Annotated in this window: 10 protein-coding genes and 1 pseudogene; 7 read left to right on the plus strand and 4 right to left on the minus strand. The window is 70.3% G+C overall.

Annotated features, from left to right (window positions below):
- From AC27LF_RS20880 to AC27LF_RS20890, 3 genes and pseudogenes are all read right to left on the minus strand, one after another.
- A pseudogene (locus tag AC27LF_RS20880) lies at nucleotides 1-770 on the minus strand (bifunctional UDP-sugar hydrolase/5'-nucleotidase); the annotation flags it as partial.
- Entirely contained in the window at nucleotides 767-2086 is a 1320-nt protein-coding gene (locus AC27LF_RS20885; protein ID WP_479659231.1) for a UDP-N-acetylglucosamine 1-carboxyvinyltransferase, read from the minus strand. The gene AC27LF_RS20885 and the pseudogene AC27LF_RS20880, both read right to left, overlap by 4 nt.
- A 2-nt stretch (nucleotides 2087-2088) precedes the next feature.
- The gene (locus AC27LF_RS20890; RefSeq protein ID WP_479659230.1) at nucleotides 2089-2526 is read right to left on the minus strand and encodes an ATP-binding protein; all 438 of its coding nucleotides are present in this window, start codon (nucleotides 2524-2526) and stop codon (nucleotides 2089-2091) included.
- A gap of 174 nt (nucleotides 2527-2700) precedes the next feature.
- Between AC27LF_RS20890 and AC27LF_RS20895 the strand changes: the two genes are divergently transcribed.
- Entirely contained in the window at nucleotides 2701-3972 is a 1272-nt protein-coding gene (locus AC27LF_RS20895; RefSeq protein ID WP_479659229.1) for a helix-turn-helix domain-containing protein, read from the plus strand.
- The gene (locus AC27LF_RS20900) at nucleotides 3969-4520 is read left to right on the plus strand and encodes a flavoprotein (protein WP_479659228.1); all 552 of its coding nucleotides are present in this window, start codon (nucleotides 3969-3971) and stop codon (nucleotides 4518-4520) included. The genes AC27LF_RS20895 and AC27LF_RS20900 overlap by 4 nt, the downstream gene beginning before the upstream one ends.
- Before the next feature lie 90 nt (nucleotides 4521-4610).
- Here the strand turns inward: AC27LF_RS20900 and AC27LF_RS20905 are convergent, their stop codons facing one another.
- The gene (locus tag AC27LF_RS20905; protein ID WP_003974483.1) at nucleotides 4611-5048 is read right to left on the minus strand and encodes a hypothetical protein; all 438 of its coding nucleotides are present in this window, start codon (nucleotides 5046-5048) and stop codon (nucleotides 4611-4613) included.
- A gap of 574 nt (nucleotides 5049-5622) precedes the next feature.
- On the opposite strand from AC27LF_RS20905, the gene hemL reads away from it, so the two are divergent.
- From hemL to AC27LF_RS20930, 5 genes are all read left to right on the plus strand, one after another.
- Entirely contained in the window at nucleotides 5623-6954 is a 1332-nt protein-coding gene (hemL, locus tag AC27LF_RS20910; RefSeq protein ID WP_479659227.1) for a glutamate-1-semialdehyde 2,1-aminomutase, read from the plus strand.
- Nucleotides 6951-7640 (plus strand): histidine phosphatase family protein, encoded by a 690-nt coding sequence (locus AC27LF_RS20915; RefSeq protein ID WP_479659226.1) that lies wholly within the window; start codon nucleotides 6951-6953, stop codon nucleotides 7638-7640. Before hemL ends, AC27LF_RS20915 begins: the two co-directional genes overlap by 4 nt.
- 1578 nt (nucleotides 7641-9218) lie before the next feature.
- Nucleotides 9219-10520: a polysaccharide deacetylase family protein gene (locus AC27LF_RS20920; RefSeq protein ID WP_479659225.1), complete on the plus strand. Its 1302-nt coding sequence runs from the start codon at nucleotides 9219-9221 to the stop codon at nucleotides 10518-10520.
- Between the two features lie 66 nt (nucleotides 10521-10586).
- The gene (locus AC27LF_RS20925) at nucleotides 10587-11177 is read left to right on the plus strand and encodes a TlpA family protein disulfide reductase (protein ID WP_479659224.1); all 591 of its coding nucleotides are present in this window, start codon (nucleotides 10587-10589) and stop codon (nucleotides 11175-11177) included.
- Nucleotide 11178: 1 nt separating this feature from the next.
- A complete protein-coding gene (locus AC27LF_RS20930) occupies nucleotides 11179-11952 on the plus strand; it encodes a cytochrome c biogenesis CcdA family protein (protein ID WP_479659223.1) in 774 nt (257 codons plus the stop codon).

The following is an 11952-nucleotide window of genomic DNA, read 5'->3' on the forward strand; positions in this document are numbered from 1 at the left end:
GACGTCTTCGATGCGGGAGCGCAGATCCGCAAGCTCCGTCGGAACGACGCTTGGGACCCGATCCGGGAAGGATGTGGTGCCTGCACCCCATCCCGTACCTACGGGCGTGGCGATCGCATAACCGTTGGCGAGTTCCCTGCCCTTGACGACCAGGGTGCCGTTGACTCGGACCGGCTCGCACTGATCGCTGTGGCAGTGGCCGGCGAAGATCACGTCGAGGAATGGACATGCCGCCGCGAGTTTCCGATCCTCGTCGAAGCCGGAGTGGCTGAGCACAACCCAACTGTCCATCTCGTGGTGGTGGGCGAGAATCAGCTCGCGCAGGGCTTGGACGGGATCGGTGACGCAGTGGTCGACACGTTGGGCGGCCGGGATCGAGTGGAAGGCTTGCCGGCCGATCACAGCGGTTACGCCGACGCGTCGTCCATCAATGTCGGCGATGTGCAGGCGGCGGAAGAGAGCGTCGCCGGTGCTGGCGTTGACGGCGTTGGCGCAGACATGCGCCGGTGAAGGTCCGGCTCGAAGTGGTGGGGCCAGCCGTGGTTGCCAGGGGCCAGCACGTCGTACAGCATGAGCAGGATCTCCCGCTCGATCGTGCCGCCAGCGAGGCGGCAATACCCGCTGCCTTCGAAGAAGTCACCGCAGTCCACGATGAGCGAGGTCGGGCGCAGCGCGTGGAGGTGGGCCAGGAAGGGCGCGGCGTTGTCGAATGCCGAGTGGACGTCCGTCGTGGCGACGATCTGCCGCAGGTTCCGGCCGCCGGTGGTCACGGGGTGACCTCGCAGATGTCGGCGCCCAGGGTGCGCAGCTTGCCGGTCAGGTCGGCGTGGCCGCGGCGCAGCTGGTCGAGGCCGCCGATGGTGGTGACGCCTCGGGCGGTGAGGCCGGCGACCATCAGGGCGGACCCGGTGCGGATGTCGGTGGCTTCGACGCCCGCGCCCGTCAGCTGCTGGGGCCCGGTCAGGCGGCATTCGGTGGGCGAGATCTCTTCGATCTCGGCGCCCAGGCGGGTCAGCTGCGGCAGCAGGTTGCCGTGGCGGCCGGGATTGATGGCGTCGGCGAACAGATGCGTGCCGGGCAGTCCGAGGGCGAGTGCCATGAGCGGTGGTTCGAAGTCGGCGTCCAGGCCGACCGGGCTCAGGGAGGCGATGGCTCGCAGGGGACGGCCAGTGGGGGATGTCTCCTGGGCGCGGACGGTAAGGCCATTCGGCTCCGCGTCTGCGGGGATGCCGAGCTGATGAAGGGCAGCTGCGAACGGGCCTACGTCCTTGCCTTGCACGCCGTCGATACGGGCATTGCCCCGCGTCGCGGCGATGGCGCAGGCCAGTGTGGCTGCCTCGATCTTGTCTCCGGGCACCGTCCAGGCAACGGGGGCAGCCGGCGGCGAGGAGGGCGGTGAGAGAGCGAGCACATGTTCGCCTGCGCGCGTCTCCCAGCCCACCGAACTCAGGGCGTCGAGCACGCTCAGGACCTCGGGCGAGAGATTGGGCTGGCCCAGCCGTAAGGGCCGACCGGTCGTGAGGGCGCGCAGTGTCGCGGCCACGGTCGCACCGCGAGAGCGGAACGGCAGTGCGATGGAGACGGTGCCGGTGTGAGAAGTGAGGGCCCTGATGCCGTATCCGGAGCTGTCCTGCCGGCTCCGGTCGCCGAACGCCTCGTACACCTTGAAGTGCAGCTCCATCCCGCGCGCACCGATCCGGCAGCCGCCCGGCCAGGGCAGCCGTGCCTGGCCGTAACGCGCGAGCAGGGCGGGGACGAGGTAGTACGAGGCTCGGATCTGGGCTGCCTGCGCCAGATCGGGCAACCCCCCAGATGCCTCCGTCGGCAGGACCACATACGTAGTCGGTTCTCCGACGGGCTGCGCGACATGCCACCCTGCCTGTTGCAGCAGAGCGAGCATGATCTGGACGTCCGTGCTGTCCGGGACGTTGCTCAGCCGGACCGCGCGACCGAAGGCCGCCGCGGCGGCCAGGAGCGGCAGAGCGGCGTTCTTGGAGCCGTCGACGCACACGGTGCCGACGAGCGGCGGCCCAGGGCGTACGGCGATCACCTCGGCGGCCACTTTGGGGGCGTGGGTGGTCGTCATCATCAACTCCTCTGCAGAGGAAGGAAACAGGCGATGTCCTGGCTGGGTTTGCTGGTCAGGTCGATTTCGGCCCAGCAGCGCTTGCCGTTCTCCGTCGGCTCGGCGTGGTACCGGTTGGCGAGAGCGGCGACGAGGAACAGGCCCCGGCCGCCCTCGCTGTCCGCGTCGGGCAGTGCCGGCTGGGGCAGCACCGGGCTCGTGTCGCAGACCTCGATCCGCAGGACGGCCTCGTCGAGACAGACCACGAGTGAGACGGATCCGGTGCCGGCGTACTGGACAGCGTTGGTGACGAGTTCGCTGACCAGCAGTTCGGCCGCGTGCACCACATCGGTGCCCAGTCCCGCGTCCCAGCCCGCTATCGCATCCACGACCTGGTGCCGGGCCTCGCTTGGTGCGGCGGGCGTCGCTGGTAGGAAGAAAGCGAGCTGGTGCGCTTCCATGAGCGGCCTCCGGTGTAGGTGGGGCCACACCAAGCAACCAGTCCGTCGCCGTGAGTGGTGAGCCCTGACGCGGGCGCTGCATGACTTATGCAGGAGCTGCATCACCGCCAACTAGGTCTGACCTATGCTCGATTGAGCAGGCAGGATCAGCGACGGCGGAAGGAGCCGTGGCAGATGGCCGATGCGCATGGCGAAGCGAGACGGATCGGAGAACGGATCCGCCGGGCACGGGTGTTACAGCGGCGTTCACAGCACGACGTGGCCGCAGCGCTCGGGTATCACCAGTCCAAGGTGAGCCGTCTGGAGAGCGGTCGCGGCACGGAGGACATCCGCGTACTACGCGCCATCGCGCAGGAACTGAACATCCCGCCTCATGAGTTGGGCCTCGCCCCATCTCAGGACGTCTCCGCCGCCGATCAAGAAGCTGACGACATGCACCGCCGCACCTTCCTCACCGCGAGCATCGCAGCGCTCGCGGCCCCGGCCGGCTCTTCGGCCTCGCACACCGCCCTCGTCCAGGCCCTCCTGCCCGGTCCCGGCCCCGCAGGCACCGGTGGCCCACAGGACACGGCAGTCCTGTACGAACACGTCGGATCAGCACTCAGGCTCTTCCATACCTGCCACTACACGGAGCTGGAGCGCACCCTCCCAAGCCTGATCGCCGACCTGCGGATGGCTGCCAGCGATGCGACGGACAGGGACCTCGTGTCCCGGCTCCTAGCCACGGCGTATCAGACGACGACGAGCCTGTTGCTCAAGCAGCACGACCAGGGCAACGCATGGCTCGCCGTCGGCCGGGCGATGGCCGAGGCCGAACGCTCGGGGGATCCGGTGGTCCTCGCCTCCAGCGTCCGTGTGCAGGCCCATGTCCTGGTCCGTGAGAAGCACGCCACCGAGGCCGTCACCCTGGTTCGGCACACCGCCGACCAGCTCACCGGCTCCTACGACCGGCGCTCTCCGAAGTACCTCGCCGCTGTCGGACTGCTGCTCCTGCGCGGAGTGACTGCGGCCAGCAGCCGCGGTGATCGCGCGGCCACGAAGGAATTCCTCAGCGAGGCCAAGGAAGTCTCCCGGTACGTCACTCTCGACCAGCCCGACGCCTGGGCCACCTTCAGCTCCACCAATGTCGCCCTGCACGAGCTGAGCGCCCTGGTGGCCTTCGGCGACGCCGGCCTCGCCCTTCAGGCGGCCCGGCCCCTCATGCGCCGACACATCCCGGTCCCCGAACGCCGCGCCGCACTGTGGGTCGAAGCGGCCCGCGCCTACAGCCAGCAGGGCCGCCTGGCCGACGGCTACCAGGCCCTGCGGATCGCCGAGACCTGCGCCGCCCAGGACATCCGCCGCCCAGATGTCCGCAACCTGGTCGCCGCCATGGCCGCCCGCGACCGCCGACGTACCCTGCCGGAACTGCACCACTTCAGCCGCCAACTGGGAGTCCCCGCGTGACCGAACCGACCGCCCCGGACAAGAAGCCCTTCCTGTACGTCGTCGTGTGCGCGGCAGGCGTGGCCCGTGACGTCGGCAAGCTCATCACCACCGCCCAGGAGGCGAACTGGGACGTCGGCGCCATCGCCACACCGCAGGGACTCGGCTTCATCGACGCCAGGGCGATCGAGGCACAGACCGGCTACCCGATCCGCTCCGCCTGGCGTTCACCGGGAGACCCGCGCCCACTGCCCCCGGCGGACGCTATCGCCGTTGCCCCCGCCACCTTCAACACGATCAACAAGTGGGCCGCCGGAATCTCCGACACTCTCGCCCTGGGCATTCTGTGCGAGGCGTACGGCATGGGCATCCCGACCGTGGCACTGCCCTACCTGAACTCCGCCCAGGCCGCCCACCCCGCCTATCAGCAGAGCCTGGACCGGCTGCGGGGGATGGGAGTCCTGATCGGCTCCTGCGAACCGCACAGGCCGAGGGCCGGTGGCGCGGCGGAACGCTTCCGCTGGGAGGAAGCACTGGAGTTGCTGGAGCCTCTGGTCACGGTGCGGTGACGCCGTTCCGAACGTTCACTCAGGAAACGCGCGCAAAGCGGTTGTGGGGGCGGGGTGTTGTAGCCCCGCCCGGGCCGGGGGTGTTCTGGGTCAGGGCCACACCAGGCAGTACGGCTGGTGGCCTGCCTCGTGCAGGCGGTGGCTGAAGTCCTGCCATTCGTGCAGGAGTTGGTACACGTTGAACGCGTCCCGTGGGCCGCCGCGGTCCGGGACCGTGGACCAGATGAACGCCGCCGCGCCCACCGCTTCCTCGCCGATGCCGCGGAGCGGGTCGACCACCGTCATCGGCAGTTTGACCACCGCGTAGTCGGGGTGCAGGACCACCAGTTCGAGCGGCGGCACCTTGTGCAGGGGCACGCCCTCGATGCCGGTCAGCACCATCGCGGCCATCGTCTCCGGCTTGATCTTGGTGAACATGCCGTTCATGCCCAGTTCGTCGCCGCCGAGTTCTTCGGGGCGCATCGAGATCGGGACCCGGGCCGCGGTCGCGCCGTCGGGCGCGCCGAAGTATTTGTACGTCACCCCCACCCGACCACCATTTCTGCTCCCCGCCCGGAGGCGGTCGACCCGGCGGTCGGCCCAGCGGTCGGTCCGCCGGTCGGGCCGCTCGGGCTCTCCCGGTACACCCTGTGCCTGACGTGCTTCGGTCGTCTCCTCCGCGTCGCGCCGGTGCCTTCCCCGCCGGGCGCGTCGAGGACCCAGGTCATCAGTCCCCTCGCCCAGTCCGCCACCGCGATGCATATCTCCACCCGACTGCTTTTCTAGGACGCGTGGCCCCCGCCGCGCAACCCGATCATCGTGTCAGTGACCTCCCCCACGTCCGCCCGCCGAAACGTGCGTTGAAACATCAGTCCGCGGGACCTTCGTGGCTGTTGATCACCGTGTGCCGTATGAACTGGTGTCCTTCTGTGGTTTCGCCCTGTGTATCAGGCCGTCTCGGCCCACAGTCTCGCAGATGACGGGCGTTGGACCACGTGTTTGCGGGAGCCGCGACGGCGGCGGCCTACCCTGAGGAGGTCACTACGCAACCCGGAGTCCGAGAATCGCCGAGAACTTCGGGGAAGGTCGGAGAAGGTCGGAGAGGTCGGAGAAGTCGCAGGTCATGAGTGAATCGTCCCCTTCAGGTGCGCCCTACCCCTATGAAGCGCCCGTCTCGCAGGCACTGTTCGACCGCGCGTCCGCCGTCACCCCGGGCGGCGTGAACTCGCCGGTGCGCGCCTTCCGCGCCGTGGGCGGCACGCCCCGGTTCATGGTGTCCGGATCCGGCCCCTATCTGACCGACGCCGACGGGCGGGAGTACGTCGACCTCGTGTGCTCCTGGGGTCCGATGATCCTCGGGCACTCGCACCCCGAGGTGATCGCCGCCGTACAGGAGGCCGTCGCGCGCGGCACGTCCTTCGGGACGCCCGGGGAGGGCGAGGTGGCCCTCGCCGAGGAGATCGTCGCCCGGGTCGAGCCGGTCGAGCAGGTGCGGCTGGTGTCCAGCGGGACCGAGGCGACCATGTCGGCGATCCGGCTCGCGCGCGGGTTCACCCGGCGGTCCAAGGTGATCAAGTTCGCCGGCTGCTATCACGGTCATGTCGACTCGCTGCTCGCCGCCGCCGGGTCCGGCGTCGCCACCTTCGCGCTGCCCGACACCCCCGGGGTCACCGGCGCCCAGGCCGGCGACACCATCGTGCTGCCGTACAACGACCTGGAGGCCGTGCAGGAGGCATTCCACCGGCACCCCGGCGAGATCGCGTGTGTGATCACGGAGGCGTCGCCCGGCAACATGGGCGTCGTGCCGCCCGAGCCCGGCTTCAACCAGGGGCTGAGGGACGCGTGCGCCAAGAACGGCGCCCTGTTCATCTCCGACGAGGTCATGACCGGTTTCCGTACCAGTCGGAGCGGCTGGTACGGGATCGAGGGCGTCAAGCCGGACCTGATGACCTTCGGCAAGGTGATGGGCGGCGGGTTCCCGGCGGCGGCCTTCGGCGGTCGCGCGGACGTCATGGCCCATCTCGCCCCGGCCGGGCCGGTCTACCAGGCGGGCACGCTCTCCGGCAATCCGGTCGCCACCGCCGCGGGCCTCGCCCAGCTGCGGCTGCTGGACGACGCCGCGTACGAGACGGTCGACGCCGTCTCCGCGCAGATCCGCTCCCTCGTCAGCGAGGCGCTGACCAAGGAGGGTGTCGCGCACCAGGTGCAGACCGCCTCCAACATGTTCTCCGTGTTCTTCACCGACCGGCGGGTGCGCGACTACGAGGACGCCAAACGGCAGGAGTCCTTCCGCTTCACCGCCTTCTTCCACTCGCTGCTGGCGAACGGCGTCTATCTGCCGCCGTCGTCCTTCGAGTCCTGGTTCGTGTCCACCGCCCACGACGAGCGGGCCCTCCAGAAGATCGCCGACGCCCTTCCGGCGGCGGCCCGAGCGGCCGCGGAGGCCACCGCATGAGCACCGGCAAGGACATCACGGTCGTCCATCTGATGCGGCACGGCGAGGTCGCCAACCCGGGCGGGGTCCTCTACGGGCGGATGCCCGGCTACCACCTGTCCGACCTCGGGCGGCGGATGGCCGACCGGGTCGCCGAGCATCTGTCGTCCCGCGATGTGACGTACGTCGCGGCGTCCCCGCTGGAGCGGGCGCAGGAGACCGCGACCCCGATCGCCAAGGCGCACGGGCTCGGCCTCGACACCGACGAACGGCTCATCGAGGCCGCGAACGCCTTCCAGGGCAAGACGTTCGGGGTGGGCGACGGGGCGCTGCGCAAGCCCGGCAACTGGAAGCACCTCGTCAACCCGTTCAGGCCGTCCTGGGGTGAGCCGTACATCGACCAGGTGGTCCGGATGAAGGGCGCGCTGGACGCCGCCCGGGACCGGGCGCGCGGGCACGAGGCGGTGCTGGTCAGCCATCAGCTGCCGATCTGGATCGTGCGGTCGTACGTCGAAGGGCGGCGGCTGTGGCACGACCCGCGCAAGCGGCAGTGCACGCTCGCCTCGCTGACGACGTTCACCTACCAGGGGGACCGGATCGTCTCGGTCGGCTACACCGAGCCCGCCCGCGACCTCGTCCCACCCCACCTGCGCATCGGCGCCAAGCCAACAAAGGGCAAGGGCAAGGGCAAGCCCTACGGCGCCTGAAACCGCACGCCTCTCCAGCCGTGAACCACCTACGGGCTTGTGGGGCCAGAGCGCCGACGCGCCTGCGGGCTTGTGGGGCTTGAGTGCCGACGCGCCTGCGGGCTTGTGGGGCTTGAGTGCCGATGCGCCCGGGGGCTTGTGGGGCTTGAGTGTCGATGCGTCTGCGGGCGGTGGGGCTTGAGCGTCGGTGCGCCTGGGGGCTTGTGGGGCCTGAGGGCCGACGCGCCTGCGGGCGGTGGGGCTTGAGCGCCGGTGCGTCTGCGGGCTGTGGGGCCTCAGCGTGGGCGCGGGGTCTGATCGTCGACATGCGGTGGACACGCCTAGGGGCTGTGCGGCCGGTGTGCCGATGCGCTTACGGGCTGTAGGGCCCCGAGCGTGGCCTCGCCTGCGGGGGTTGCGGCGCCTGCGTGCCGACGCGCCTCCGGGGCCTGAACCGCGGACGTGCGCATCGCCGGGCGGGCCGCGCACCACCGCACGGACGTCGCGCGGAGCCCCGCAGCCCGGCGCGGGGTTCCGACTTCGGCATCCGGCTCCGTCCTGGGTGTGGGGCTCCGCCCCTGGGCGTGGTTCGGCCCTTGGCGCGGAGTTCCGCCCTGGCGCCTGACTCTGCCCTCGGCGCGGGTCACGCCCTCGGCGCGCGGCTCCGCTTTTGGTGCATAGCTCCGTCCTCGGCGTGGGGTCTGCCTGGGCGCGGGCTTCGGCCGTCGGTCAGGGGTTTCGTCCTCGGCGTGCGACTCCGTCTCGGGGCCCGGCTCTGCCCTCAGCGCACAGCTCTGTCCTCGGCGCGGGGCGCCGCCCTCGACGCTTGGCTCCGTCCTGGGTGTGGGGCTCCGCCCCTGGGCGCGGTCCGGCCCTCAGCACGGGGCCTTGGCGCCACGGCAGCCGGTTCCGCCCTGGCGTCCGCTGCGCCCACGGTGCCCGGCCCCGCGCCGCTGTCTGGCTCCGATCCGGCACCTGGACTGCCTGGGCGCGTGCCCCGGCATGGGTATCCGGACGCGTCTGGGGGGCGTGCCCTTGCCTGGGTTCCCGGACCCGTACGAGGCGTGCCCCCACCTGGGTACCCGGATCCGCCTTGCTGCCCTGCCCCGCCGCCGGCGCCCGCCCACGGTGTTCGCCCGCGGCGTCCGGCCCCGTCTGGGTTGCCGGCCCCGCGCCGGTGCCTGTCCAAGTCGCTCCCATGGCGTTCGCGCAGGGCACTGCCTTGGCGTTCCCGGTGCTCGTCCACGGCGCTCGCCCACGGCGCCCGGCCCCGCTTGGGTTGCCGGCCCCGCCCCGGCGCCTGCCCAAGGCGCCCCCACGTCGCTCGCCCAGGCACTCCCATGGCGCTCCCGGTGCTCGTCCACGGTGTCCCCGAGGCCCCCCCACGGCGCTCGCCCGCGGAGTCGCCCCGCGCCCCCACGACGCCCCCGGCGCTCGACCAAGGCCCCCCGAGGTGCCCCACGTTGCTCGTCCCCGGGTGTGGTATGCGACACGTTGGTGGGGTTGGTAGGTAAATATGGGTGAATGATTGGAACCTTGGTGTTCCTCGGGCCCTCTGAGGGGGTGACCAGCAGCAGGACGTGACGGATCGGGGATTTCATGCGCACCTTCTCCCGGAGGGGAGTACTCGGCCTCGGCGCGGGCGCCACGGCCGCCGGACTCGCGGGATGCGGCTCTCTCAGAGCATCGGACGGCGGCGGGCACGCGTCCGGTTCCGGTGGGGGCGGCAAGGACCGCGGCGGGAGTGACAGGGCGCACGGCAGCGGCAAGGGCGACGCCCCGGCCGCGCGGCCCATCGGCGACGGCTCCACGGCCTTCACGGGCAAGCAGCCGCACCAGCCCGGCCCGCCCGAGCCGCTGGAGCCCGGCCAGGTGCCGCCGCAGTTCGTGGTCTTCTCCTGGGACGGTGCGGGCGAGGTCGGCAACGGCCTCTTCCCGCGCTTCCTCGACCTGGCCAAGGAACACGGCGCGAGCATGACCTTCTTCCTCTCCGGGCTGTATCTGCTGCCCGAGTCGAAGAAGCGCCTGTACGACCCGCCGAACAACCCGCGCGGCGCCTCCGACATCGGCTATCTCACCGACGAGCACATCAGGGCCACGCTGAAGAACATCCGCCGCGCCTGGCTGGAGGGCCACGAGATCGGCACCCACTTCAACGGGCACTTCTGCTCCGGATACGGCACCGTCGGCAACTGGACCCCGGGTCAGTGGCGCAGCGAGATCGAGCAGGCCACGTCGTTCGTGAAGCGGTGGCGGACCAACAGCGGCTGGAGCGATCTGCCCGCGCTGCCCTTCGACTACGACAAGGAACTCGTCGGCGGCCGTACGCCGTGCCTGCTCGGCCAGGACAATCTGCTGCCGACCGCCCGCGAGCTGGGCTGGCGCTACGACGCCTCCTCGCCCGGCGGCCGTCAGGTGTGGCCCGGCAAGAAGCTCGGCGTGTGGGACCTGCCGTTGCAGCAGATACCGTTCCCCGGCCGTTCCTTCGAGGTCCTGTCCATGGACTACAACATGCTCGCCAACCAGTCGGTCAACTCGACCAGGGCGCCGGCGTACAACTACCCGGGCTGGCGGCGGCAGTCGGCCCAGGCTTACATCGCGGGATTCAAGCGGGCATACGAGACAAACAGAGCGCCCTTCTTCATAGGCAACCACTTCGAGCAGTGGAACGGCGGCATCTACATGGACGCCGTCCAGGAGGCGTTCGAGCACATCGCGCGGGAGCGGGACAAGGGCGCCGACGTACGGCTGGTCTCCTTCCGGCAGTTCGTCGACTGGCTCGACGCACAGCGTCCGGCCACGCTCGACAGGCTCCGCACGCTGGACGTCGGACAGCGCCCGACCGGCGGCTGGAAGACCTTCCTCTCCGAGGGCGCCGAGGCCCCCGCGAACGCCGCCTGAAATGGGGGTTTCCGTCCGCAAGGGGGGTGCCCAAGATCCCCGGAACGGGCATGCGAAACTTTTCACATGAGTACCCGCAGCCGCGCCGTCCTGTTCAGCGCCGTGGCCGCCGCGGCGGCCCTGACCCTGTCCGCGTGCGGCTCCGGCGGCATTTCCGGGGGCGGCGGCAACACCAACTTCGTCACCGGGAACAACGGCATCGACACGGCCGCGAAGGGCTCGCGGGACGCGGCGCCCGACCTGTCCGGGAAGACGATCGACGGCAAGACGCTCGACATCGCCGACTACAAGGGCAAGGTCGTCGTCGTCAACGTGTGGGGCTCGTGGTGCGGGCCGTGCCGCGCCGAGGGCAAGTACTTCGCCAAGGTCTCCGAGGAGTACGCCGGCAAGGGCGTCCAGTTCGTCGGCATCAACACCCGGGACTCCAGCACCACCCCGGCCCTCGCCTTCGAGAAGCAGCAGGGGATCACCTACCCCAGCCTGTACGACCCGACGGGCAAGCTCATGCTCCGGTTCAAGAAGGGCACCCTCAATCCGCAGCTGATCCCCTCCACGCTCGTCATAGACCGGGACGGGAAGATCGCCGCGCGCGCCCTGCAGGCCCTCAGCGAGGAGAACCTGGTCAAGATGATCAAGCCGGTCCTCGCGGAGAAGTGACGTGAGTGCACTCCTGACGCTCGCCGAGGCGACGGGCCGCAACGAGACCGTGTTCAGCGGCGCCCTGCTCATCGCGCTGCCGATCGCGGTCGTCGGCGGTCTCGTCTCCTTCTTCTCCCCGTGCGTCCTGCCGCTCGTCCCCGGCTATCTCTCCTATGTCACCGGAGTCGCCGGCACCGATCTGGCGGACGCCCGGCGCGGGCGGATGGTCACGGGCGCCTCCCTGTTCGTCCTCGGCTTCACCGTCGTCTTCGTCTCGGGCGGCGCCCTGTTCGGCTACTTCGGCTCGACCCTGCTGGACCACCAGGACGTACTGACCAAGGTGCTGGGCGTGCTCATGGTCGTCATGGGTGTGTTCTTCATGGGGCTGATGCCCTGGCTCACCCAGCGTGAGTTCCGCTTCCACCAGCGGCCGAGCACCGGACTGATCGGGGCGCCGCTGCTCGGCGCGCTGTTCGGGATCGGCTGGACGCCCTGCATCGGCCCGACGCTGGCCTCCGTGCAGGGACTCGCCATGAACCAGGCCAGCGCCGGCCGCGGCGCCCTGCTGACGGTCGCCTACTGCGTCGGGCTCGGCGTGCCGTTCGTGCTCGCCGCCCTGGCCTTCCGCAAGGCCCTCGGTGCCTTCGGCTGGGTCAAGCGCCACTATGTCTGGGTGATGCGCATCGGCGGCAGCATGATGATCGTCACCGGTGTCCTCCTGCTGACCGGCGCCTGGGACCGTCTGGTGCAGGAGATGCAGACCTGGTCCAACGGCTTCACTGTGGGGATCTGA

It is taken from the genome of Streptomyces diversicolor (assembly GCF_057537855.1).